General features: G+C 70.4%; 25 protein-coding genes and 1 tRNA gene. 7 read left to right on the forward strand and 19 right to left on the reverse strand.

The genetic code is table 11. The features are described from left to right. Positions 1 to 13: 13 nt before the first annotated feature. The 4 genes from ACFUO4_RS34165 (at position 14) to ACFUO4_RS34180 (ending at position 6,038) form a co-directional block, all read left to right on the forward strand. A complete protein-coding gene (locus ACFUO4_RS34165; protein ID WP_383492084.1) occupies positions 14 to 1,441 on the forward strand; it encodes a glycosyltransferase in 1,428 nt (475 codons plus the stop codon). Beyond that, on the forward strand, positions 1,438 to 3,582 hold the full coding sequence (locus tag ACFUO4_RS34170; RefSeq protein WP_383492087.1) for an ArnT family glycosyltransferase: 2,145 nt from the start codon (positions 1,438 to 1,440) through the stop codon (positions 3,580 to 3,582). Before ACFUO4_RS34165 ends, ACFUO4_RS34170 begins: the two co-directional genes overlap by 4 nt. Positions 3,583 to 3,688: 106 nt before the next feature. Next, positions 3,689 to 5,167 (forward strand): MFS transporter, encoded by a 1,479-nt coding sequence (locus tag ACFUO4_RS34175; protein WP_383492089.1) that lies wholly within the window; start codon positions 3,689 to 3,691, stop codon positions 5,165 to 5,167. A 115-nt stretch (positions 5,168 to 5,282) separates the two neighbouring features. Beyond that, entirely contained in the window at positions 5,283 to 6,038 is a 756-nt protein-coding gene (locus ACFUO4_RS34180; RefSeq protein WP_383492092.1) for a TetR/AcrR family transcriptional regulator, read from the forward strand. Here the strand turns inward: ACFUO4_RS34180 and ACFUO4_RS34185 are convergent. From ACFUO4_RS34185 to ACFUO4_RS34200, 4 genes are all read right to left on the reverse strand, one after another. Next, complete coding sequence (locus ACFUO4_RS34185) at positions 6,022 to 6,495, reverse strand: PPOX class F420-dependent oxidoreductase (protein WP_079309063.1); 474 nt, start codon at positions 6,493 to 6,495, stop codon at positions 6,022 to 6,024. The genes ACFUO4_RS34180 and ACFUO4_RS34185 overlap by 17 nt on opposite strands. Positions 6,496 to 6,504: 9 nt before the next feature. Continuing rightward, positions 6,505 to 7,329: a YceI family protein gene (locus tag ACFUO4_RS34190; RefSeq protein ID WP_383492096.1), complete on the reverse strand. Its 825-nt coding sequence runs from the start codon at positions 7,327 to 7,329 to the stop codon at positions 6,505 to 6,507. A gap of 86 nt (positions 7,330 to 7,415) precedes the next feature. After that, positions 7,416 to 9,956 carry an MFS transporter gene (locus ACFUO4_RS34195; RefSeq protein WP_383492099.1) on the reverse strand — a complete coding sequence of 847 codons (2,541 nt, stop codon included), beginning with the start codon at positions 9,954 to 9,956 and terminating at the stop codon, positions 7,416 to 7,418. A gap of 13 nt (positions 9,957 to 9,969) precedes the next feature. Beyond that, the gene (locus ACFUO4_RS34200) at positions 9,970 to 10,482 is read right to left on the reverse strand and encodes a MarR family winged helix-turn-helix transcriptional regulator (protein WP_079309060.1); all 513 of its coding nucleotides are present in this window, start codon (positions 10,480 to 10,482) and stop codon (positions 9,970 to 9,972) included. 298 nt (positions 10,483 to 10,780) lie between these two features. Between ACFUO4_RS34200 and ACFUO4_RS34205 the strand changes: the two genes are divergently transcribed. Further along, complete coding sequence (locus tag ACFUO4_RS34205; protein ID WP_079309059.1) at positions 10,781 to 10,984, forward strand: hypothetical protein; 204 nt, start codon at positions 10,781 to 10,783, stop codon at positions 10,982 to 10,984. A 9-nt stretch (positions 10,985 to 10,993) separates the two neighbouring features. Here the strand turns inward: ACFUO4_RS34205 and ACFUO4_RS34210 are convergent, their stop codons facing one another. The 9 genes from ACFUO4_RS34210 to ACFUO4_RS34250 form a co-directional block, all read right to left on the reverse strand. Beyond that, positions 10,994 to 11,692 carry a hypothetical protein gene (locus tag ACFUO4_RS34210; RefSeq protein ID WP_383492103.1) on the reverse strand — a complete coding sequence of 233 codons (699 nt, stop codon included), beginning with the start codon at positions 11,690 to 11,692 and terminating at the stop codon, positions 10,994 to 10,996. A 39-nt stretch (positions 11,693 to 11,731) separates the two neighbouring features. Continuing rightward, entirely contained in the window at positions 11,732 to 12,622 is an 891-nt protein-coding gene (locus ACFUO4_RS34215) for an RNA polymerase sigma factor SigF (RefSeq protein ID WP_079309058.1), read from the reverse strand. A gap of 302 nt (positions 12,623 to 12,924) precedes the next feature. Continuing rightward, positions 12,925 to 13,809, reverse strand: a complete 885-nt coding sequence (locus ACFUO4_RS34220) for an RNA polymerase sigma factor SigF (RefSeq protein WP_383492106.1) — start codon at positions 13,807 to 13,809, stop codon at positions 12,925 to 12,927. A 169-nt stretch (positions 13,810 to 13,978) separates the two neighbouring features. Beyond that, on the reverse strand, positions 13,979 to 14,272 hold the full coding sequence (locus ACFUO4_RS34225) for a Dabb family protein (RefSeq protein ID WP_383492109.1): 294 nt from the start codon (positions 14,270 to 14,272) through the stop codon (positions 13,979 to 13,981). Positions 14,273 to 14,298: 26 nt separating this feature from the next. Beyond that, positions 14,299 to 14,505, reverse strand: a complete 207-nt coding sequence (locus tag ACFUO4_RS34230; protein ID WP_383492287.1) for a hypothetical protein — start codon at positions 14,503 to 14,505, stop codon at positions 14,299 to 14,301. A 331-nt stretch (positions 14,506 to 14,836) separates the two neighbouring features. Then, positions 14,837 to 14,921 (reverse strand) — tRNA-Ser (locus ACFUO4_RS34235). Positions 14,922 to 14,976: 55 nt separating this feature from the next. Further along, entirely contained in the window at positions 14,977 to 15,402 is a 426-nt protein-coding gene (gene tadA / locus ACFUO4_RS34240) for a tRNA adenosine(34) deaminase TadA (RefSeq protein ID WP_383492268.1), read from the reverse strand. A 56-nt stretch (positions 15,403 to 15,458) separates the two neighbouring features. Next, positions 15,459 to 15,992, reverse strand: coding sequence for a hypothetical protein (locus tag ACFUO4_RS34245; RefSeq protein WP_079309054.1), 534 nt, complete (start codon positions 15,990 to 15,992; stop codon positions 15,459 to 15,461). A gap of 232 nt (positions 15,993 to 16,224) precedes the next feature. Beyond that, entirely contained in the window at positions 16,225 to 16,407 is a 183-nt protein-coding gene (locus ACFUO4_RS34250; RefSeq protein WP_079309053.1) for a hypothetical protein, read from the reverse strand. A 139-nt stretch (positions 16,408 to 16,546) separates the two neighbouring features. Between ACFUO4_RS34250 and upp the strand changes: the two genes are divergently transcribed. Beyond that, positions 16,547 to 17,182, forward strand: a complete 636-nt coding sequence (upp, locus tag ACFUO4_RS34255; protein ID WP_079309105.1) for a uracil phosphoribosyltransferase — start codon at positions 16,547 to 16,549, stop codon at positions 17,180 to 17,182. A gap of 92 nt (positions 17,183 to 17,274) precedes the next feature. Here upp and ACFUO4_RS34260 read toward each other — a convergent pair whose 3' ends face one another. Further along, positions 17,275 to 17,916, reverse strand: a complete 642-nt coding sequence (locus ACFUO4_RS34260; RefSeq protein WP_079309052.1) for a LytR C-terminal domain-containing protein — start codon at positions 17,914 to 17,916, stop codon at positions 17,275 to 17,277. 111 nt (positions 17,917 to 18,027) lie between these two features. Continuing rightward, entirely contained in the window at positions 18,028 to 18,324 is a 297-nt protein-coding gene (locus ACFUO4_RS34265) for a type II toxin-antitoxin system VapB family antitoxin (protein WP_003999914.1), read from the reverse strand. A 104-nt stretch (positions 18,325 to 18,428) separates the two neighbouring features. Between ACFUO4_RS34265 and ACFUO4_RS34270 the strand changes: the two genes are divergently transcribed. After that, positions 18,429 to 20,033, forward strand: a complete 1,605-nt coding sequence (locus ACFUO4_RS34270; RefSeq protein ID WP_383492114.1) for a helicase HerA-like domain-containing protein — start codon at positions 18,429 to 18,431, stop codon at positions 20,031 to 20,033. A 53-nt stretch (positions 20,034 to 20,086) separates the two neighbouring features. Here ACFUO4_RS34270 and ACFUO4_RS34275 read toward each other — a convergent pair whose 3' ends face one another. The 4 genes from ACFUO4_RS34275 to ACFUO4_RS34290 all read right to left on the reverse strand — a co-directional run bounded on the left by ACFUO4_RS34275 (position 20,087) and on the right by ACFUO4_RS34290 (position 21,932). After that, a complete protein-coding gene (locus tag ACFUO4_RS34275) occupies positions 20,087 to 20,209 on the reverse strand; it encodes a hypothetical protein (protein ID WP_383492117.1) in 123 nt (40 codons plus the stop codon). Positions 20,210 to 20,263: 54 nt separating this feature from the next. Then, a complete protein-coding gene (locus ACFUO4_RS34280) occupies positions 20,264 to 20,557 on the reverse strand; it encodes a hypothetical protein (protein WP_383492120.1) in 294 nt (97 codons plus the stop codon). Positions 20,558 to 20,626: 69 nt separating this feature from the next. Beyond that, a complete protein-coding gene (locus ACFUO4_RS34285; protein WP_383492122.1) occupies positions 20,627 to 21,283 on the reverse strand; it encodes an HdeD family acid-resistance protein in 657 nt (218 codons plus the stop codon). 55 nt (positions 21,284 to 21,338) lie between these two features. Further along, complete coding sequence (locus ACFUO4_RS34290; RefSeq protein WP_079309103.1) at positions 21,339 to 21,932, reverse strand: HhH-GPD-type base excision DNA repair protein; 594 nt, start codon at positions 21,930 to 21,932, stop codon at positions 21,339 to 21,341. Between the last annotated feature and the right edge of the window lie 12 nt (positions 21,933 to 21,944).

Raw genomic sequence — 21,944 nt, forward strand, 5'->3', positions numbered from 1 at the left:
CGACAGTCGGTTCATGCGAACCGACTCTTCTCCCGGCACTCTGCCGGCGCGGGAGCACCTCCCGGCCACAGACGCCGGTACGCCTGTCCTGGACGTAGTGATCCCCGTCTACAACGAGGAGAAGGACCTCCAGCCGTGTGTGCGCAGACTGCACGAGCACCTCACGCGCACCTTCCCGTACGCCTTCCGCATCACGATCGCGGACAACGCGTCGACGGACACCACCCCGCAGGTGTCCCAGCGGCTGGAGGCGGAGATCGCCGAGGTCCGGGCCTTCCGACTGGAGCAGAAGGGCCGCGGCCGCGCCCTGCGCGCCGTGTGGTCCGCCTCGGACGCGCCGATCCTCGCCTACATGGACGTGGACCTGTCCACCGACCTCAACGCCCTGCTCCCGCTGGTGGCCCCGCTGATCTCGGGCCACTCCGACCTGGCGATCGGATCCCGCCTCGCCCGCTCGTCCCGAGTGGTGCGCGGCCCCAAGCGGGAGTTCATCAGCCGCTCGTACAACCTCATCCTGCGCGGCTCGCTCCAGGCCCGCTTCTCGGACGCGCAGTGCGGCTTCAAGGCCATCCGGCGCGACGTGGCGCAGGCGCTGCTGCCGATGGTTGAGGACACCGGCTGGTTCTTCGACACCGAGATGCTGGTCATCGCCGAGCGCGCGGGGCTCAGGATCCATGAGGTGCCGGTCGACTGGGTCGACGACCCCGACTCCACCGTCCACATCGTCAGGACGGCGACCGAGGACCTGAAGGGGGTGTGGCGGGTCGGCAAGGCGCTGGCCACCGGCTCGCTGCCGCTGGACCGGATCGCGCGTCCCTTCGGCGACGACCCGCGCGACCGCGAGATCAAGGACGTACCGAAGGGACTGGCCCGCCAGCTCGTCGGGTTCTGTGTCGTGGGCGGTCTGTCGACCCTCTTCTATCTCCTCCTCTACAGCGGCTTCCGGACCTTCTCCGGCTCGCAGGTCGCCAACGCCCTCGCGCTGCTGGTCTCCGCCGTCGCCAACACGGCGGCCAACCGCAGGCTCACCTTCGGCGTGCGCGGCAGCGGCGGTGCCGTCCGGCACCAGGCGCAGGGCCTCGTCGTCTTCGGCATCGGCCTCGCCCTGACCAGCGGCTCGCTCGCCGCCCTCGACGCGGCCGGCGGCAACCCCGCGCACTCCACCGAGCTGGCGGTCCTGATCGCCGCCAACCTCGCGGCGACCGTGCTGCGCTTCCTGCTCTTCCGCGCCTGGGTGTTCCCCGACCGCCGTGAGTCGACGGTGGTCGCGGGCCACACGCCCGCCCCGCAGCCGCCTCTGCCGGTGCGCGCGGGCGGCCACCACTTCACGTACGACGACCGGTTCCGCGCCGGTGCAGCCGCGGACCGCACCTGGGGGGACGCCACCCTGCAGTTGCAGCCGGTGCGCCCGACCGACACCGACCCGAGGGACGCCCGATGACCATCACCAGTACGGCCGTGCAGGAGCCCTCGGCTCCCGCGGCGCCGCCCGCCCCCGAGGCCGGTGAACCCAAGCAGCCCTTCGCCCGCAGACTGTGGCGCGGCCGGCCCGAGGACCCGCGCTGGGCGCGCCCGGCCTTCTGGGCCCTGCTGCTCGCCACCGCCGCCCTCTACTTCTGGAACCTGAGCTCCTCCGGCTACGCCAACTCCTTCTACTCCGCGGCCGTCCAGGCAGGCAGCCAGTCCTGGAAGGCGTTCTTCTTCGGCTCGCTCGACGCGTCCAACGCCATCACCGTCGACAAGCCGCCGGCCTCGCTGTGGCCGATGGCGCTGTCGGTGCGGATCTTCGGGCTCAGCTCCTGGGCGATCCTGATGCCCGAGGTCCTGATGGGCATCGGCTCGGTCGCCGTCGTCTACGCCTCCGTGCGCCGCCGCTTCAGCCCGGCGGCCGGTCTGATCGCGGGCGCCGTGCTCGCCCTCACCCCCGTCGCGGCGCTGATGTTCCGGTTCAACAACCCGGACGCGATGCTGGCCCTGCTGATGGCCGTGGCCTGCTATTTCGTGGTCCGTGCCCTGGAGGACGGCCGGACGAAGTGGCTGGTGTGGGCGGGCGTGGCGATCGGCTTCGCCTTCCTCGCCAAGACCCTCCAGGCCTTCCTGATCCTGCCGCCGCTCGCGATCGTCTACGCGGTCTGCGCACCGGTGTCGCTGAAGAAGCGACTCGGCCAACTGGCCGCCGCGACGGCCGCGTTGATCGTCTCCGGCGGCTGGTGGGTCGCGATCGTCGAACTGTGGCCCGCCTCTTCCCGCCCCTACATCGGCGGCTCGCAGAACAACTCCTTCCTTGAACTGACCTTCGGCTACAACGGACTCGGCCGCCTCAACGGCGACGAGACCGGCAGCGTCGGCGGCGGTGGCGGCAACAGCGGCGGCCAGTGGGGCGAGACCGGCTGGGACCGGATGTTCAACTCCGAGATCGGCGGCCAGATCTCCTGGCTGCTCCCGGCGGCCCTGATCCTGCTGGTCGCGGGCCTGTGGGCGACGCGCAAGGCCCGCAGGACGTCCGTCACCCGCGGTTCGTTCCTGGTCTGGGGCGGCTCGCTGGTCATCACCATGGTCGTCTTCAGCTACATGGCGGGCATCTTCCACCAGTACTACACCGTCGCCCTCGCGCCCTACATGGCGGCCGTGATCGGCATGGGTGCCGGGCTGCTGTGGGAGAAGCGCGCCGAGCTGTGGGCGTCGATCACGCTGGCTGCGTCGGTCGTGGCGGCGGCCGCCTGGAGCTACGTCCTCCTCAACCGCACCTCCGACTACCTGCCCTGGCTGAAGTGGCTGGTCCTGATCGGCGGTCTGACCGCCGCGCTCGGCCTGATCTTCGCGGGCCGGATCAACCGCCGGCTCGCCCTCGCGGCGGCGTCCCTGGGCCTGGTGGCCTCCCTCGCCGGCCCGACCGCGTACACGATCAGCACGCTCCAGGAGGGCCACACCGGCTCCATCGTGACGGCGGGTCCGGCCGGCGCGAGCACGATGGGCGGCCGGGGCGGTGGCCCTGGTGGCGGTGGCGGCTTCCCGAACGGCGGCCGCATGCCGGGTCAGAACCAGCAGAACGGCAACGGCGGCACCCAGAACCAGCAGAACGGCAACGGCGGCACCCAGAACCAGCAGAACGGCAACGGCAGCACCCAGAACCAGCAGAACGGCGGCATGCCGGGCGGCGCGGGCGGCGACGGCGGTGGCATGGGCGGCGGCGGTGGCGGTGGCGTCGGCGGCCTCCTCAACGGCGCGACCGTCTCCGACGAGGCCAAGAAGCTCCTGGAAGCCAACTCGGACGACTACACCTGGGTCGCGGCGGCCATCGGCGCCCAGAACGCGGCGAGTTACCAGCTCTCCACCGGTGACCCGGTGATGGCGATCGGCGGCTTCAACGGCACCGACCCGTCCCCGACGCTGGCCCAGTTCAAGCAGTACGTCGAGGACGGCAAGATCCACTACTTCATCTCGTCCGGTTCCGGCGGCGGCATGAGCGGCAGCAGCAGCGGCACGTCCTCACAGATCACCTCCTGGGTCGAGGCCAACTTCAAGAAGGTGACGGTGGGTTCGTCGACCTTCTACGACCTGACGCAGAAGGCGAGCAGCTGACGCAGGCAACGACAGGGGGCGGCGACCGCGGTGGTCGCCGCCCTTTTCGTCGTACGGCGAGAAATTGCGTTGTACGGCGTATAGGAGTCGTTCTACGGTGTACAGCATGTCAGCCTCAGCTCCCGCACCTGCCCCCGCCACCGTGCTCCAAGGCCACCCCCAGCGCTGGCTCATCCTCGGCGTCATCTGCCTCGCCCAGCTCACCGTCGTCCTCGACAACACCGTCCTGAACGTCGCGATCCCCTCGCTCACCCGCGAGCTGGGCGCGGCCACCTCGGACATCCAGTGGATGATCAACGCGTACTCCCTGGTGCAGTCCGGGCTGCTGCTCACCGCGGGCAGCGCCGCCGACCGCTACGGCCGCAAGAAGATGCTGATCGCCGGCCTGAGCCTGTTCGGCATCGGCTCGCTGGTCGCCGGACTGGCCGACAGCACGGGCCAGTTGATCGCGGCGCGGGCCGGGATGGGCGTCGGCGGCGCCCTGCTGCTGACCACCACCCTCGCCGTCGTGATGCAGATCTTCGCGCCCGAGGAGCACGCCAAGGCCATCGGCATCTGGGCCGCCGTCAACGCCCTCGGGTTCGCGTGCGGTCCGCTGCTCGGCGGGTTCATGCTGGACCACTTCTGGTGGGGCGCGATCTTCCTGATCAACCTGCCGGTCGCGGCGGTGGGGTTGACGGCCACGGTGACGCTGGTGCCCGAGTCGAAGAACCCGCGCGGTGACCGCCCGGACCTGCTGGGCGCGCTGCTGTCGACCATCGGTATGGCGTCGCTCGTCTTCGCCATCATCTCCGGGCCGGAACACGGCTGGACATCGGGCCGGGTGCTGCTGCCGGCGGCCGTCGCGGTGGGCGTCCTGGGCGGGTTCGCCTACTGGGAGGGCCGTATCGAACACCCCATGCTCGACCTGCACTTCTTCAAGAACCGCCGCTTCACGGGCGCCATCGCGGGCGCCGTGCTGATCACCTTCGGCATGGGCGGCTCGCTCTTCCTGCTCACCCAGCACATGCAGTTCGTCCTCGGTTACGGCCCCCTGGAGGCCGGTCTGCGCACCGCGCCGCTCGCCCTGTCGATCGTCGTCCTCAACTTCTCGGGTCTGGCGGCGAAAGGGGCGACGAAGCTGGGGAACCCGGCCGCCATCGGCGTGGGCATGGCGCTGATGGCGGCCGGTCTGGCGTCCATCGCGACGGTCGCCTCCGGCGGTTACGCCGGGACGCTGATCGGGCTGCTGCTCATCGGGGCGGGGGCGGCGATCGCCAACCCGGCGATGGCGCACGCCATCATGAGCTCCATTCCGCCGGAGAAGGCGGGGATCGGGGCGGGCATCAACGGGACGGTGGCGGAGTTCGGGCAGGGGTTGGGGGTGGCGGTGCTCGGCGCGGTGCTGACGTCGCAGTTCGCGGCGGAGTCGTTGCCGGCGGCGCTGGCCGGGGCGGGGTCGGTGGCGGAGCGGGTTCGTCTCACGGATGCGTTCTCTTCTGGGCTGGAGAGCAGTTTGCTGGTGGGGGCGGTGGCGGTGTTGGCCGGTGGGCTGGTTGCCGCTGCGTTGTTGAGGCGGGCTGAGCGGGGAGAGGGCGCCCCGTAGCTCGGGGGTACGGCTGGATTGCGACTGCGGGCCGTCGTGGTTGCTCGCGCGGTTCCCCGTGCCCCTGACGGGGCGCTTAAAGTGGGCGGCGTTTGTACAGCCAGGAAGGTGCGCCATGGAGAAAGCCGGCCAGCGGGCTGCGCGTACCAGTGTGTGGCTGGAGGGCGGTAAGGCGCGGCGGGGCGGTCAGCCCACCGGGCTCGACCGCGACCGCATCACCTCCGCCACCGTCCGGCTCCTCGACAGCGAAGGGCTGGCCAAGTTCTCCATGCGGCGGCTCGCCGCCGAGCTGAACGTCACCGCGATGTCCGTCTACTGGTACGTCGACACCAAGGACGACCTTCTCGAACTCGCCCTCGACGCCGCCTTCGGCGAACTGGACCTCCCCGCCCCGGAGGCGGACGGCGGGGACTGGCGGGACGAACTGCGCGCGCTGGCCCGGGGCTACCGTTCCCTGCTGGTCCGGCACCCCTGGATCTCCCCGCTGGTGGGCACGTTCCTCAACATCGGCCCGAACAGCCTGGCCTTCTCCCGGGTCATCCACCGCGTCATCCGCAGCACCGGCCTGCCCGCGCACGGTCTGGCGGCCGCGATCTCCTCGGTCTTCCAGTTCGTGTACGGCTTCGGCACGATCGAGGGCCAGTTCAACGCCCGTTCCGCCCAGGTGGGCATGACCCCCGACGAGTACTTCCGCGAGGCGATGAGCGCGGTGAGCCAGGCCCCGCAGACCGCCGACCTCGTCAAGGAGGCGGAGGACATCATGGCGGCGCGGGGCGGCGACACGATCGAGGAGATGTGGGAGCGGGACTTCGACTTCGCCCTGGACCTGCTGATCGCGGGGATCGAGGCGATGGTCAGGCGTCCGGCGTGACGAGACGGGCCGGAAAGCCCCCCGTCGCCACCGGCCCCCACTTCTCCGGCGTGACCCTGATGATCGACTTGCCCTGCTTCAGCATCGCGGCCCGGTACTCGTCCCAGTCCGGGTGCTCCCCGGCGATGTTCCGGTAGTACTCCACGAGCGGCTCGACGGAGTCGGGCGAGTCGATGACCTCGGCGGTGCCGTCGATCTGGACCCACGGCCCGTTCCAGTCGTCGCTCAGCACGACGACGCTGACCCGCTCGTCCCGCTTGGCGTTGCGCGTCTTGGCCCGCTCCGGGTACGTGGAGACGACGATCCGCCCGGAGTCGTCGACCCCGCACGTCAGCGGGGACGCCTGCGGGCTGCCGTCGCTCCGCCGCGTGAGCAGCAGGGCCCGGTGCCGGGGTCGTACGAAGTCCAGCAACTCGTCGAGGGAAACACGGGTGTTGGTAGCGATACTCGGTGCCATGGCCCCAGCCTAGGCCTGCGGAGGCAGGGACTCCCCTTGCACCGCCTGGATGTCGAGCTCCACCTTCAGCGTCGTACCGATCGCCGCGATCCCCGCCTGCACGACCTGGTTGTAGTTCATCGCGAAGTCGTCCCGCCGCAGCTCGGTCGTCGCCCGGAACGCCGCCCGTGTCCCGCCCCACGGGTCGGCGCCGGTGCCGAGGTAGGCGAGGTCCAGGTCGACCGGCCGTACGACACCGTGCATGCCCAGCCCCCCGTGGACCGTCCAGCGGTCGGCGCCCGCGAGCGAGATCCCCGTCGACCGGTAGGTGATCTCGGGGTGCACCTCGACGTCCAGGAAGTCGGCGGACTTCAGATGACCGTCGCGCATCGCGTTCCCCGTGTCGATGGACGCGGCCCGGATCACCGCCTCCACCCGGGACTTGGTGACGTCGTCCGGCGCGATCTCGATGGTGCCGGCGAAGTCCGTGAAGCGGCCGTGCACGCTGGAGATGCCCAGGTGCTGGGCCACCGCGCCGACGCTGGAGTGCACCGGGTCGATGGTCCACGGACCCGGCGGCGGCAGCTCGGTACCGCCCTGCCGGGCCAGGGTGACCGTGCCGACCTCGGCCCGGCCGCTCGCCGTGACGAGGGCGCTCGACGCGGCGGGCGCGTACCCGACGGCGGTGACGATGACCGTGTACGCGCCGGGCGCCAGCGGCGCGGGGTCGCGTACCGTGCCCTCCTCGTCGGCCTCGACACGCAGCACCTGCGTGCCGGTCATGTCCGTCACCGTGACGACCGCGTGCGACACGGCCCATCCGTCCCGGGTACGGATCCTCGCGGTCAGTCCCATCTCAGCTCTTCTCTCCTCACACAGGTCCGGCCCGTGGGGCGCGCCTCCGCTCGAAACGCGCTCCACGGGCCGGGGTTCTCAGTGACTCACTCGCCGGGGTGCGCGAGCTCTATGTCATGGCCGTCGGTCCCCCGGCCGGCCACCGTCAGGGCCGTCGCGACCGGCGGGTAGCCCGTCGCGATGACCGTGTACTCTCCGCCGTCCAGGTCGGTGAAGGCGTACGCCCCGTCCGACCCGGTGGTCGCGGTGCCGACCACGTTCCCGGCCGCGTCCACGAGGGTCACCCGCGCGTCGGCCAGCGGACCGTGCGGCGCCCGCACGACGCCCTGGACCTGGGCGCCGGAGTCCAGCTCCACCTCGATGCGGGTGACACCCGTGCCGCCGACCTCGACGGGCAGTGCGCGCGGCCGGTACCCGGCGGCGTTCACCGCGACGGTCACGGCACCCGGCACCAGCTCGGCGAAGCCGAACTCGCCCTGCTCACCGGTGGTCCCGGTGGCCAGCAGATCCCCGCGGACGTCGGTCACGATGACCATGGCGTCCTTCACCGGCAGCGCGCCGTCCGAGGCCCGCACGACCCCGCTCAGCCCGCTCGTGCCGCTGAGCAGGATGTCGTACGCCACCGGCTCGCCGCCCACCACGACGGTGGACGCCTGCGGCTGGAAGCCGTCCGCGGCGGCGATCAGGACGTACGAGCCGACGCTGGGCGCCTCCACCCCGTACGAACCGTCCGCCTGCGTCACCGACCGGCCCAGCTGGCGTCCCGCGAGCGAGATCAGCGTGACCGCGGCCTGCGGGACGGGCGCGCTCTCGGCGCCGCGGACGTGACCGCGGACCGGGATGCCGCCGGACGGTGCGGCCGGGGCCTCGACGGTCGCCACGGCGGCGAGCCGCTGCGTGCCGTCGGAGACCGGCTCGGCGGTGGCCCAGCTGGGCACCCGCTCCTCGGTCACCGGCGCCGGAGCCGCGGCCTCCGCCGCAGCCGCCTCGGACCCGGCCCCGGGCTCGGCCTCGGACCCGGCCCCCGACTCGGCCTCGGACGCCGCCTGGGCCATCGCGCCCTTGGTCTTCAGCGGGACCTCCTTGATGAACAGCGTGATCAGGAAGGCCGCCGCGGCCAGGCACGCGGCGATCAGGAACACGTCCGCGATGCCGTGGCCGTACGCGCTCTCCATGACCGTGCGCAGCGGCGCGGGCAGCTTGTCCATGTCCGGGATCTCGCTGGAGCCGCTCGAACCGGAGGCGAGGGAGGCGTACTTCGGGCCGAGGTCGGTCAGGCCGTCCTTGACGTAGTCGGTGATCTTGTCGGCCATCACGGCACCGAGCACCGAGACGCCCATCGCACCGCCGAGGGACCGGAAGAAGGTGACCGTGGAGGACGCCGAACCGAGGTCCTTGGGCTCGACCTGGTTCTGCGTGCACAGCACCAGGTTCTGCATCATCATGCCGATGCCGAGCCCCAGCAGGGCCATGAAGATCGCGGTCTTCCAGTAGTCCGTGTCGTAGCGGATGGTGCCGAGCAGGCCGAGGCCCGCCGTGATGAGCACGCCACCGCTGACCAGCCAGGCCTTCCAGCGGCCTGTGCGGGTGATGAACTGCCCGGAGACGGTGGAGGAGACGAACAGACCGCCGATCATCGGGATGGTCAGCACGCCGGACATCGTCGGGGACTTGTCGCGGGCCAGCTGGAAGTACTGGGCGAAGAAGACCGTGCCGGAGAACATCGCGGTGCCGACGAACATCGACGCGATCGACGACAGCGTGATGGTCGGGTTGCGGAACAGCCGCAGCGGGATGAGGGGTTCGGAGGCCTTGGACTCCACCAGCACGAAGATCAGACCGAGCGCGATCGACCCGCCGACCATGGCGTAGGTCTGCCAGGAGATCCAGTCGTACTTGTCACCGGCGAAGGTGACCCAGATCAGCAGCAGCGACACGGCCGCCGCGACGAAGAACGCGCCGGCCCAGTCGACCTTCACGTCCCGCTTCACGACCGGCAGGTGCAGGGTCTTCTGCAGCACGATCAGCGCGATCACGGCGAAGGGCACACCGACGTAGAAGCACCAGCGCCAGCCGAGCCACGAGGTGTCGGTGATGACACCGCCGAGCAGCGGGCCGCCGACGGTGGCGACGGCGAAGGTCGCGCCGAGGTAGCCGGAGTAACGGCCGCGCTCGCGCGGGGAGATCATCGCCGCCATCACGATCTGCGCGAGGGCGGAGAGCCCGCCGACACCGATGCCCTGGACCACGCGGAAGGTGATCAGCATCCCGGCGTTCTGCGAGAGTCCGGCGGCGGCTGATCCCAGCACGTAGATGACGAGCGCTATCTGGACGAGCGCCTTCTTGCTGTAGAGGTCGGCGAGCTTGCCCCACAGGGGAGTGGAGGCCGTCATCGACAGCAGGGCGGCGGTGACGACCCAGGTGTAGGCGGACTGGCCGCCGCCGAGGTCACCGATGATCTCCGGGAGGGCGTTCGAGACGATCGTGGACGACAGGATCGCCACGAACATCCCGAGCAGCAGCCCGGAGAGCGCCTCCATGATCTGCCGGTGCGTCATCGGGGCATGCTCGGCGCCTCCCCCGTGCTTGGCATGAGCCCGCACACCGGCTGGTGTGGTCGTTGCCATGGGCTTCCTTCTCTTAAGTGTTCGCGGGTGTACGGGTGGTCTCCACGGACGTCGTGTCCGCGGATACGTCTACGGCTTCGGATACGTGAGGGGTGCCGCGGCAGTCGTCGAAGCTCGCCCGGAGCCGGGCCATGAGCCCGCTCAACTGGGCCACCTCGTCGTCGCTCCAGTCGCTCAGCCGCTCGGCGAGCATCCGGCAGGTCCGCTCCGACAGCTCGTCGAGCCGGGCCAGGCCGGCCGGGGTGAGGTGCAGGATGCGGCCGCGCTTGTCCGTCGGGTCGGGGGAGCGGCGGATCCAGCCGCGCTCGGCGAGGTGTGCCGCGTGCCGGCTGGTCACCGACATGTCCACGGCGAGCAGCTCCGAGAGCTTGCTCATGCGCATGTCCCCGTGACGGGCGAGCAGCGTCAGCACGGCGGCGGAGCCGCTCGGGCAGTCGGACGGCAGGATCCGCCCCATCTCCCGCTTCACGGCACCGAAGGCGCTGAACTGGCGCATCAGCTCCTCGTACTGCGGCTGCCCGGCCATGCCACCTCCCGTATTCGTTGCTTGGGGCAACCATAGGAGCGATTGGTTGCTACAGGCAAATAAAACGGGGTGGGCGCGACATAAAAACTTGGCAAAGGCAAGTATTGCGAGCGTAAATGGCCAGGTGAAACGGCGGTGGAGGCGATCGCAGTCTGACCTCGGTCACCCAGGGGCGCGGGGCCGTATCAATCTGCGGCTCCGCCGCGGGGCGCGACCAGCCCCAGTGGCGCCGCACCCGGCAATGAACGATGAGCCCCCCACTTGGGCCGCCCCGCCTCATTCGCTAGTCTCTCGCCCCATGGCTAACCCCCAGGACCCCCAGGGCAACTACGACCCCGCCGGCAGCACCCAGATGTTCCGCGCGTTCGTCGACGAGGGCCCGCAGGGCCGCCGGCAGGCGGCCGCCGCCCCCACCTCCTCCGGCCCCCGCATCGGCCTGATCATCGGCGTCGTCGTCGCCGTGGCGATCGTCGCGGCGGTGGCCTGGCTGGCGCTCAAGTAGTCCCCGAGGTCACTTCCAGCGGACGTCGACGTCCCGCGTCTCGATGTGCATGCCGAGCGGCACCCGCCATGCCTCGACGCACACCGTCCACGTCCGCTCCTTCCGCGCGCCGCCCTCGACCGGCGCCGGAAGCCCCACCTCCGACTCGACGGTCGCCCAGTCGACCCCGAGCGCCCCGATGATGTGCGTCCCGAACCGCACGGTTCCCGAACGGACCGCGGTGCCCCCGGAGTTGTGGAAGACGAGCGTCACGTCCTCGCACCACCGCCGGTCGGTGGCCGCCCGCACGGGAGCGTCCCAGCCGAGGGCGGCGGGCGCGGTCGTACGACTGGGGGACGGCGTCGGGGACGGTGAACCGGACGCCGTACGACCGGACTTGGTGCCGCGAGACGGACGGGCGCTCGGCGCCGGGAGTTCCGGGGCCGCCGGTGAACTGACCGTGTGTGCAGGAGAGTTGCCGACGCTCGGGCCCGGCGCCCCGCTCTCGAGCGGCACCACCCGCACACTCCCCGTCGGCTTCCCGGGCGAGGACGTGCCGCCCGCCGGGCCGACCGCCGTGTAACCGTCACCGGCGCTCCCGCAGCCGGCCAGCACCGCGCCCAGACAGACGACGGCCGCCGATGCGCCGATCAGGGCGCCTCGACGGCCATACGTCCATGTCGTACGCGGTGTCGTGTTCGCTGTCGTGCCCGGTGTCGTACGGAGCATCGGGCCATGGTGGCTGACACCCCGTCAATTATGAAGACCTCAGTCGGAGATGAGACCTTCCCGCAGCTGCGCCAGGGTCCGGGTCAGCAGCCGGGAGACGTGCATCTGGGAGATGCCGACCTCCTCGCCGATCTGCGACTGGGTCATGTTGGCGAAGAAGCGCAGCATGATGATCTGCCGCTCGCGGGGCGGCAGTTTGGCGAGCAGCGGCTTCAGGGACTCGCGGTACTCGACGCCCTCCAGGGCGGTGTCCTCGTAGCCGAGGCGGTCCGCGAGGGAGCCCTCGCCGCCGTCGTCCTCCGGGGCCGGGGAGTCCAGCGAGGAGGCGGTGTAGGCGTTGCCGACCGCGAGGCCGTCGACGACGTCCTCCTCCGACACCCCGAGAACCGCGGCGAGTTCGGCGACGGTCGGAGAGCGGTCGAGCTTCTGCGAGAGCTCGTCGCTGGCCTTGGTGAGGGCGAGCCGCAGCTCCTGGAGGCGGCGCGGGACCCGCACCGACCACGAGGTGTCGCGGAAGAACCGCTTGATCTCACCGACGACCGTCGGCATCGCGAACGTCGGGAACTCCACGCCCCGTTCGCAGTCGAAGCGGTCGATCGCCTTGATCAGGCCGATGGTGCCGACCTGGACGATGTCCTCCATCGGCTCGTTGCGCGAGCGGAACCGGGCGGCCGCGTACCGCACCAGCGGGAGGTTGAGCTCGATCAGGGTGTCCCGGACGTAGGCACGCTCGGGGCTGTTCTCGTCGAGTGCGGCGAGCCGCAGGAAGAGGGAGCGGGACAGGGTGCGGGTGTCGATGGCTCCCGAGGCCACGGGGGCCGGGAGAGCCGGGGCCGGCGCGGCCTCGACAGCGGTTACGTCGTCGAGCGCGGGCGCGGACTCGCTCTTCGTGAGCGTGAGCACCTTCGAGCTGCCCTGGTCTGCGGACATGCCACCCCCTCTGGGTCGCGGGACGGTCGCGGCGGGCGTTCCGTCGAGAACGTCAGCCTTCACCTGAATACCGGAGCCGAAGCCCCGGCAAACGCGCTTCCGGCAGAATGTCACATGTCGGCAACACGCTGTAGTGACATGTCGACATGCGAGACGTGAATACGCCCTGGATAAAGGGGGTCTGACGGTTTTTCGGCGCAGAACTGTCGGGATCCGTGCAGGTGAGCGATTCGCTCGCGAAGGTGATCTATCGCTTGTGCATTCGGTTGGGCCTCATCCGATTCCCGACCGGAGCTCCAGCCTCAGGCCTCGATGCGATTCGCGGACCGCAACCGCTGGAAGCTACGCGCGAGTAGCCGCGAGACATGCATCTGGGAGACGCCGAGTTCCGCGCTGATCTGCGACTGGGTGAGATTGCTGTAGTACCGCAGAAGCAGAATCCGCTGTTCCCGCTCGGGCAGTTGCACCAGCAGATGCCGTACGAGATCCCGGTGCTCCACGCCGTCCAGGGCGGGGTCCTCGTAGCCGAGCCGGTCCAGCAGCCCCGGCAGCCCGTCGCCCTCCTGGGCGGCCTCCAGCGAGGTCGCGTGGTATGACCGCCCGGCCTCGATGCAGGACAGCACCTCGTCCTCGCCGATGCGCAGCCGCTCGGCGATCTCGGCGGTGGTGGGGGTGCGTCCGAAGGCCGTGGTCAGGTCCTCCGTCGCGCTGTTGACCTGCACCCACAGCTCGTGCAGCCGGCGCGGCACGTGCACGGTCCGTACGTTGTCCCGGAAGTACCGCTTGATCTCGCCGACGACCGTCGGCATTGCGAACGTCGGGAACTGCACACCGCGGTCCGGGTCGAAGCGGTCGATGGCGTTGATGAGCCCGATGGTGCCGACCTGGACGACGTCCTCCATCGGCTCGTTGCGGGAGCGGAACCGGGCGGCCGCGTACCGCACGAGCGGGAGGTTGGCCTCGATGAGCGCCCCGCGCACCCGGTTGTGCTCCGGCGTGCCCGGCTGGAGCCCCTTGAGCTGGCCGAAGAGCACCTGGGTGAGCGCCCGGGTGTCCGCTCCGCGGCTGCGCTGGGGGGTGGCGGGCGCCGGGGGCTGGACGGGCGCGGGGGTCTGGACCGGCGCGGGGGTCTGAACCGGCGCCTCCTCCTGGGGCGGCGCAGTACTGGCCGACACGGTCAACGCCACCTCTTCATCGGTCTACATCGGTCAACTCATCCGTCAAAAGCGGTCATAGCATCACAAGACATGTGCACTGTGTGCAAGCACCCCATAACACCGTGTTGAGGGAAGAGTTGAGGCAGAAGACGCACAAAAGCCCCCCGCCGTTCCGACGAGGGGCCGAACGAGGTGGGGCTCAGTACGCGTAGTCCGCGATCACCCAGGTGGCGAACTCCTTCCAGAGCCCCACCCCCGCCTGGTGCTCCGGGTGCTCGACATAGCGCCGCAGCGCATCCACGTCCTCGAACCCCGAGTTGATGGCGAAGTCGTAGGCGATGGGCCGGTCGCTGAGGTTCCACCCCAGTTCCCAGAACCGGATCTCGTCGATCTTCCCCTCCAGCGCCCGGAAGGCCTCGACGCCCTCCTTGACGCGCGGGTCGTCGCGCTCGACACCGTCGTTGAGCTTGAAGAGGACGAGATGGCGGATCATGAGCACTCCTGGGTACGGCGTTACGGCTACTGCGCCCCGTCGGCGAGCCAGGTGAAGAAGTCGCCGATCGCCTTGGCGGCGTCCGATATGCCCTCGAACCCTATCTGGACGTAGTCGGCGGCCTTGGCCGGGTCCGTGATGATCACGTACAGCACGAAGACCACGAGCAGATAGACGGCGGCCTTCTTCGAATTCACCGCCATCGCGGCCTCCCCCGTGACTGAGCTGCTCATTGGGACTGGTGTGCCGGCGGCGAGTGTAACTTCACGTCCTATTTAAGGACCAACGGCCCGCGGACTCAGGCCCTTTGCCTGTGCGCCGGAACCGATCCGGCGCACAGGATGGAAGGGAGCCCGGCGGATCTGGCAGGAATCTCCGGGCGGGCCGGTCCCCACTGCGGGGTGCGCGTCATGGCTTCCCCCGAAGCGGCGCGTACTTGCGGGTCCGGACCCCGTCGGGGGAAGCGGCTGTCCCCCCGAATGCCGCTTCCCCCGTCCTTCCCCTCCCGGTTTCCTGCCTCCGCATGCACGAAGGGCCCCGTCTTTCGACGGGGCCCTTCTCAAGCGGTAGCGGAGGGATTTGAACCCTCGGTGACTTGCGCCACACTCGCTTTCGAGGCGAGCTCCTTCGGCCGCTCGGACACGCTACCGAGGGAGACCTTACAGCAAGGTGGGGCGTGCTCTGAAATCGGTATCCGGGGCCCCTCAGCGGGAGCGGAAGAACGCGGTGAGAAGCGCCGCGCACTCCTCGGCCAGGACGCCCTCGATCACCTCGGGGCGGTGGTTGAGGCGGCGGTCGCGGACGACGTCCCAGAGGGAGCTGGCCGCGCCGGCCTTCTCGTCGCGGGCGCCGTAGACGACCCGGTCCACCCGGGACTGCACGAGGGCGCCCGCGCACATCGTGCAGGGTTCGAGGGTGACGACCAGCGTGCAGCCGGTCAGCCGCCACTCGCCGAGCTCCGCCGCCGCCCGGCGGATCGCGAGGACCTCCGCGTGGGCGGTCGGGTCGCCGACCGCCTCGCGTTCGTTGTGGCCGGCGCCGAGGACGGTGGTGCCGTCCGGGGCCAGTACGACCGCCCCCACGGGCACGTCCGCACCCGCCTTGCCCGCCTCGTCCAGGGCGAGCCGCATCGCGGCCCGCCAGCGGTCGCGTACCGGGTCCGGGGACCCCACGGGGACGCTCCCGGTCAGCGGACGGTCTCCAGGACCTCCGAGGCGCCCAGGGCCTCGGCGATCTCGGTGAGCGCGTCCTCCGACAGGGCCTTCAGTTCCTTCTGGCTGACACCCAGGTCGTCGAGGATCTCGGGGTCGCCGACCGGGCCGTGCGGCACGGCCTCGGCGGAGCCGCCGCCCTCGCTGTCGTCGTCCTCGTCCTCGTCCTCGCCGTCCTCGGTGCCGTCGAGGTCGAGGGCGTCCAGGTCGGCTTCGTCTTCGCCGGGCTCCCTTCCGAGCAGTTCATCGGTGAGCAGGATCTCGCCGTAACTGCTGCGGGCAGCGGCGGCGGCGTCCGAGACATAGATACGGGGGTCGTCCTCGCCGTCGATCCGGACGACGCCGAACCAGGCGTCCTCCTGCTCGATGAGAACCAGCACCGTGTCGTCCTCGGGCGAGGCTTCACGGGCCAGTTCGGCCAGATCCGACAGGGTCTCCACATCGTCGAGCTCTGTGTCGCTCGCTTCCCACCCGTCTTCGGTGCGCGCGAGCAGTGCGGCGAAGTACACCGTGACTCTCCCACTGGTCATAGGCGTGCCGGTTGGGGGTCCCCCCGGCGGAGGTCTGCGGGCGGGGAGGCTTTGGCTCCGAGCCCCACCCACTCGGAATCGTGGCAGAAACGGAGCGATCAGGGGACGTCTTCGGCTCCCTGTGTCCGCCCGTTTTGATCGTCCACCAGCGGGATCGTACGCGGCTCCCGGCGTGGCGCACGCATCAGGCGGTCCAAGAACGCCTCAAGGCCTACCAGCGGAAGGTGCGCATGCGCATGGCGTGGCGCAGCCGTGCCGCCTTGGCGCGCCGCGGCTGGACGCGGTCCCGCAGCTCCCGGGCCTCGGCGAGATCGCGCAGGAACTGGGCGCGCCGCCTGCGGCGCTCGGCGTCGGTCTCCTGTTGTGGCTCCTGCTCCGGCACAGGCACTGGCATAGGCACACCACCCCGTCACGTCCCTCCCACTTTCCCTCCGACGGGCGGTTTGATGCCAGCGCACGGGTGAATGGTGCCCTCTGGGGGTTTGGGGATCGCCGGGACGCCGGGCCCAGCGGGCCCGGTTACTGTTGTGGACATGCGTCTCCACGTCGTCGACCACCCCCTGGTCGCCCACAAGCTCACCACGCTGCGCGACCAGCGCACCGACTCCGCGACCTTCCGCCGTCTCGCCGACGAGCTGGTCACCCTCCTCGCCTACGAGGCCACGCGCGACGTGCGCACCGAGCAGGTCGACATCAACACGCCGGTGGCCGCGACCACCGGCGTGAAGCTGTCCTACCCGCGCCCCCTGGTCGTGCCGATCCTGCGCGCCGGCCTCGGCATGCTCGACGGCATGGTCCGGCTGCTGCCGACCGCCGAGGTGGGCTTCCTGGGCATGATCCGCAACGAGGAGACGCTGGAGGCGTCGACGTACGCCTCGCGCATGCCGGAGGACCTCTCCGGGCGCCAGGTGTACGTCCTCGACCCGATGCTGGCGACGGGCGGCACGCTGGTCGCGGCGATCCGCGAGCTCATCAAGCGCGGCGCGGACGACGTGACGGCCGTGGTGCTGCTGGCCGCCCCCGAGGGCGTGGAGCTGATGGAGCGCGAGCTGGCGGGGACGCCGGTGACGGTGGTGACGGCGGCGGTCGACGACCACCTGAACGAGCACGGCTACATCGTGCCGGGCCTGGGGGATGCGGGCGACCGCCTCTACGGCGCCGCTGAGTAAAACGCCCTGAAGGGGCGCGGGGAACTGCGCGACCAGCCACAACCGAGGCGCAGTCGCCGTACAACCGCACCCCTACGGCGAAATGGCGTCGCTCAACACGCCTTCTTCGAAGAACTAGGCGCAGGCTGCGGCTTCCCCAGCGCGGCCAGCGCCTTGTCCGCGTCCGCCTTCTTCGTCAGCGACTTGAACCCCGTGCCGATGACGAGGTCCACGTCGGCACCCTTGCGCCCGTCCGCCCGTGCCTCGGCCCCCGCCACCTGCGTGCCCAGCACCTCCAGCGACGTGCTCATGGCCGACGTACGGCCCAGCAGTATTCCGGCGCCCTTGACCTTCTTGTCGAACTCCTTGGTCGCGTTGCCCACGTCGCCGATCTTGAAGCCGCGCTTCTTCAGCGCGTCGGCCGTCTCCTTGGCGAGCCCCGCGCGGGGCGTGGCGTTGAAGACGTTGACGGTGATCTGGGACGGCTTCGGATAAGCGGAGGCGGTCGCCGAGGCTGAGGGGGACGCCTTCGTCGCGCAGTCCGCCTTGGGGCCCGCCGCGGACGCCTTCTCGTCGTTGCCCGTGAAGATGCCGATGAGCTGCAACGTGCCCCAGCCGACCAGACCGAGCGCGGCGACGGACGCCACCAGCGCGACCACGAGCCTGCCGCGCCGCCGGGGGCGGCGCATGCGTGGGTATTTGTCCCCCGTGATCCGGTACTTGCCGCCCATGCCTGGGGGAGTCAGCATGCTCATGGGCGCAGCGTAGTGCGCCGCGGCGGCGATGCCTACTAAATGATCATTGGATACCGGCCAGGAGAACCCGAAAGGGCCAACCCTTCACAGGGTCGTCACTCGGGGCCTGTCCTAATCCAGTTCCAGCACACGCGCGTGCAGCACCTGGCGCTGCTGGAGCGCCGCTCGCACCGCGCGGTGCAGGCCGTCCTCGAGGTACAGGTCGCCCTGCCACTTCACGACGTGCGCGAAGAGGTCGCCGTAGAACGTGGAGTCCTCGGCGAGCAGGGTTTCCAGGTCGAGCTGGCCCTTGGTCGTCACCAACTGATCGAGGCGGACCGGGCGCGGCGCGACGTCCGCCCACTGCCGGGTGCTTTCCCGGCCGTGGTCGGGGTACGGCCGGCCGTTTCCGATGCGCTTGAAGATCACACGGAAAGCCTACCGGTCAAGACCTTCCGGGCGCAGCCATGGCGACGGAGTGTGATGCTGGAAAAGATGCCATGAACGGGGGCAAACCGGAACAGGTGCCTGAGATGAGTGACAGCGAAACCATGCCGCCGGCCACCGCTCCCGAGGCGCCGGGCAGTGCCCCCGCGCTTCCGGAGGAGGCCCTGGAGATCGCCTCCGGGTACGCCTTCGCCGGGCCCGCCCTCGATCTCGGCGCGCTGCTGTGGGACGGGGTGTGTCTGCCGGACGCGCAGGTCAGGATTCCGCTGCCGATGCTGAACCGGCACGGACTCGTCGCGGGCGCCACCGGCACCGGCAAGACCAAGACGCTCCAGCTGATCGCCGAGCAGCTCTCCGCGCAGGGCGTGCCGGTGTTCCTGGCGGACATCAAGGGGGACGGGTCCGGGATCTCGGCGCCGGGGCAGCCGAACGAGAAAGTCCAGGAACGCGCGCGGGACGTCCATCAGCAGTGGGCGGCGACCGGCTTCCCGGCCGAGTTCTACGCCCTCGGCGGCATCGGCCACGGCATCCCCGTGCGGGCCACGATCACCGACTTCGGCCCGCTGCTGCTCTCCAAGGTGCTCCAGCTCAACCAGACCCAGGAGCAGTCGCTCGGCCTGATCTTCCACTATGCCGATCAGAAAGGGCTCGAACTCGTCGACCTGAAGGACCTCAGGGCCGTCGTCACCTTCCTGACCTCGGACGTGGGCAAGCCCGAGCTGAAGAACATCGGCGGCCTGTCCACCGCCACGGCGGGCGTGATCCTGCGCTCCCTCACCGCCTTCGAGGCGCAGGGCATGGCCGGCTTCTTCGGCGAGCCGGAGTTCGACACCGCGGACCTGATGCGCACGGCGTCCGACGGGCGCGGCATCGTCTCCGTCCTCGAGCTGCCCGCCGTACAGGACAAACCGGCGTTGTTCTCGACGTTCCTGATGTGGCTCCTCGCGGACCTCTTCCACGATCTGCCCGAGGTCGGGGACGCGGACAAGCCGAAGCTCGTCTTCTTCTTCGACGAGGCGCATCTGCTCTTCCACGACGCCTCGAAGGCGTTCCTCGACTCCATCACGCAGACCGTCCGGCTGATTCGCTCGAAAGGGGTCGGCGTCTTCTTCGTGACGCAGACCCCGAAGGACGTACCGTCCGATGTCCTCGCCCAGTTGGGCAATCGCGTCCAGCACGCGCTGCGGGCCTTCACGCCGGACGACCAGAAGGCGCTGAAGGCGACGGTGAAGACGTTCCCCGACTCCGCGTACGACCTGGAGGAGCTGCTCACCGGGCTCGGCACGGGTGAGGCCGTGGTGACGGTCCTCAGCGAGAAGGGCGCCCCGACCCCGGTCGCCGCGACCCGGCTGCGCGCCCCCGAGTCCCTGATGGGCCCGATCGAGCCCACCGCCCTGGACGAGGTGGTCAAGGCCTCGCCGCTGCACGGACGTTACGCACAGGCTGTGGACAGAGAATCGGCGTACGAGAAGCTGAACGCGTCCCGCGGCGCGAAGGGCCCGGACGAGATGCAGACGGCCCCGCCCCGGAAGACCGCGCCGAAAGCGCCGAAAGCGCCGAAAGAAGAGCCCTCCGTCGTCGAACAGGTAGTCGGCAGCGGCATGTTCAAGTCCCTGGCCCGCTCCCTCGGCACCCAGATCGGCCGTGAGATCACCCGCTCGATCTTCGGCACGGCCAAGCGGAGGCGGTAACCCCGGTAATCCCGGTGGCCCGGTTACCCGTAGGCCCCGCCTCCGCCACTGGCTCAGCCGCGCTTCCCTTCCTTCACCGGCGGCTTCTCTTCCCGGCTGACCGGTGGCTTGGGCGCGCTGCGGGCGGCTTCCGCGCGCAGGAGGGCGCGCAGGACGGCGTACGGGTCGACGGACATGGTGGTCGTGCTCCTTGTGTTCGTTGCTGAAAGGGCCTCGGTCGCGAGGGCCGGTCAGCAGCGCAGGACCACCGTGCGGAGGGCGAGCAGACGATACGAGGGGTGCGGCGACGCCGGGAGCGGGCTGCCCTCCGGGACGACGGGGGAGGGCGGCTCGACGCGGGGCGCGGGGCGCAGCGGGGCGACGGGACGCCGGTCGGCCGGGCGCAGAACGGTGTCGAGCACGTCGTACTCGGCGATCTCCCCGACCGCGACCGGTGCGGCGGCGGGCGCCCCGGCGGGTGTGGCCGGCACGAGCAGCGCGAGCAGCAGGACGAAGGCGCGGAGCCAGGTTCTGCTGCTGCTCATGACTGCTGGTCTGCCCCGGGGCGTACGCGGTGCATCGCGTCGCCCGTCAGATCCGCCCGCACGGGTGACTCACACCTCGCGCGGCACCTGAGCGGCCCGCCCCCGCATCCGTACCGCCGTGACGATCTCGACGACACCCACGACGACCAGCCAGATCCCGCCGACCACGGTGAGGACGGCGACCGACTCGAAGGGGGAGTCGATGAGGACGACGCCGGCGACGAAGGTGAGGATCCCGAGGAAGACCTGCCAGCCGCGGGCGGGCATCGACGGGTCGGAGGCGGCGGCCAGGGTCTGGGTGATGCCGCGGATCAGCCAGCCGATGCCGATCCACAGGGCGAGCAGCAGGATCGACTGCATGGGGCCGCGGAAGCAGAACAGGCCCAGCAGGATCGACAGGGCGCCGCTGATGAAGGCGAGGACGCGCAGGCCGGTGGTCTTGTGGGTGCCGAAGGCGGAGACGAGCTGGAAGACGCCGCTGACGACGAGGTAGACGCCGAAGAGGATGCCGGTGGCGAGGAGCGTGGAACCCGGCCAGACCAGCACCAGGACGCCCAGGATCAGCGAGGCGATCCCGGTGATCAGGACCACCTGCCAGGCAGCCTTGGACAGCGCGTGGAGGGGGCCCTCGAAGGGGGGTTCCGGCTCGGCGGTCCGCCGCTGGGCGTGGACCTTGCGGTCGTCGTACTCCGGGCTCCAGGAGGAGCCGCTCGGTGCCTCGGTCATGGTCCATGCTTGGACCGCGGACGGCCGCCCTGCGAGGCGGGCTGAGCCGACCGGGTTACTTCTTGGCGGCCTTCGCCGCCTTGGCCGCCGCCTTCATCTCCTGCTTGTGCGCCCGCACTTTGGTCAGCGACTCGGGGCCCGTGATGTCGGCGACGGACCGGAAGGACTTCGCCTCGCCGTAGGCGCCCGCGGCCTCCCGCCAGCCCTTCGGGGTGACGCCCAGCTGCTTGCCCAGCAGTGCCAGGAAGATCTGCGCCTTCTGCTTGCCGAACCCGGGGAGTTCCTCCAGGCGGCGCAGCAGCTCCCGCCCGTCCGTCACGCCCTTCCAGATCAGCTCGGCGTTCCCGTCGTAGTGCTCGACGAGGTACTGGCACAGCTGCTGGACGCGCTTGGCCATGGAGCCCGGGTAGCGGTGGACCGCCGGCTTCTCGGAGAGCAGGGCCGCGAAGGCCTCCGGATCCTGGGCAGCGATCTCGTGGGCGTCGAGGTCGTCGCCGCCGAGGCGGTCCGCGATCGTCCGCGGCCCCTTGAACGCCCACTCCATCGGGACCTGCTGGTCCAGCAGCATCCCGACGAGCGCGGCGAGCGGGGAACGCCCGAGGAGTGCGTCGGCCTCGGGGTCCTGGGCGAGGTGCAGGGTGACGTCCATGACCCCGATCAT

Source organism: Streptomyces sp. NPDC057280 (genome assembly GCF_042668605.1).
Classification (GTDB): Bacteria; Actinomycetota; Actinomycetes; order Streptomycetales; family Streptomycetaceae; genus Streptomyces.

Bases quoted from the DNA above. Each gene is read 5' to 3' on its own strand.
- ACFUO4_RS34200 (WP_079309060.1), bottom strand. From the start codon at position 10,482: ATGGCCGGGCAGCCGCAGTACGAGGAGCTGATGCGCCAGTTCAGCGCC.
- ACFUO4_RS34175 (WP_383492089.1), top strand. From the start codon at position 3,689: ATGTCAGCCTCAGCTCCCGCACCTGCCCCCGCCACCGTGCTCCAAGGC.
- ACFUO4_RS34165 (WP_383492084.1), top strand. From the start codon at position 14: ATGCGAACCGACTCTTCTCCCGGCACTCTGCCGGCGCGGGAGCACCTC.
- ACFUO4_RS34285 (WP_383492122.1), bottom strand. From the start codon at position 21,283: ATGACCGAGGCACCGAGCGGCTCCTCCTGGAGCCCGGAGTACGACGAC.
- ACFUO4_RS34275 (WP_383492117.1), bottom strand. From the start codon at position 20,209: ATGTCCGTCGACCCGTACGCCGTCCTGCGCGCCCTCCTGCGCGCGGAA.
- ACFUO4_RS34290 (WP_079309103.1), bottom strand. From the start codon at position 21,932: ATGGACGTCACCCTGCACCTCGCCCAGGACCCCGAGGCCGACGCACTC.
- ACFUO4_RS34195 (WP_383492099.1), bottom strand. From the start codon at position 9,956: ATGGCAACGACCACACCAGCCGGTGTGCGGGCTCATGCCAAGCACGGG.
- ACFUO4_RS34215 (WP_079309058.1), bottom strand. From the start codon at position 12,622: ATGTCCGCAGACCAGGGCAGCTCGAAGGTGCTCACGCTCACGAAGAGC.
- ACFUO4_RS34205 (WP_079309059.1), top strand. From the start codon at position 10,781: ATGGCTAACCCCCAGGACCCCCAGGGCAACTACGACCCCGCCGGCAGC.
- ACFUO4_RS34170 (WP_383492087.1), top strand. From the start codon at position 1,438: ATGACCATCACCAGTACGGCCGTGCAGGAGCCCTCGGCTCCCGCGGCG.
- ACFUO4_RS34280 (WP_383492120.1), bottom strand. From the start codon at position 20,557: ATGAGCAGCAGCAGAACCTGGCTCCGCGCCTTCGTCCTGCTGCTCGCG.
- tadA (WP_383492268.1), bottom strand. From the start codon at position 15,402: ATGCGGCTCGCCCTGGACGAGGCGGGCAAGGCGGGTGCGGACGTGCCC.
- ACFUO4_RS34190 (WP_383492096.1), bottom strand. From the start codon at position 7,329: ATGGGACTGACCGCGAGGATCCGTACCCGGGACGGATGGGCCGTGTCG.
- ACFUO4_RS34185 (WP_079309063.1), bottom strand. From the start codon at position 6,495: ATGGCACCGAGTATCGCTACCAACACCCGTGTTTCCCTCGACGAGTTG.
- ACFUO4_RS34180 (WP_383492092.1), top strand. From the start codon at position 5,283: ATGGAGAAAGCCGGCCAGCGGGCTGCGCGTACCAGTGTGTGGCTGGAG.
- ACFUO4_RS34270 (WP_383492114.1), top strand. From the start codon at position 18,429: ATGAGTGACAGCGAAACCATGCCGCCGGCCACCGCTCCCGAGGCGCCG.
- ACFUO4_RS34225 (WP_383492109.1), bottom strand. From the start codon at position 14,272: ATGATCCGCCATCTCGTCCTCTTCAAGCTCAACGACGGTGTCGAGCGC.
- ACFUO4_RS34210 (WP_383492103.1), bottom strand. From the start codon at position 11,692: ATGCTCCGTACGACACCGGGCACGACAGCGAACACGACACCGCGTACG.
- ACFUO4_RS34250 (WP_079309053.1), bottom strand. From the start codon at position 16,407: ATGCCAGTGCCTGTGCCGGAGCAGGAGCCACAACAGGAGACCGACGCC.
- ACFUO4_RS34230 (WP_383492287.1), bottom strand. From the start codon at position 14,505: ATGAGCAGCTCAGTCACGGGGGAGGCCGCGATGGCGGTGAATTCGAAG.
- upp (WP_079309105.1), top strand. From the start codon at position 16,547: ATGCGTCTCCACGTCGTCGACCACCCCCTGGTCGCCCACAAGCTCACC.
- ACFUO4_RS34260 (WP_079309052.1), bottom strand. From the start codon at position 17,916: ATGAGCATGCTGACTCCCCCAGGCATGGGCGGCAAGTACCGGATCACG.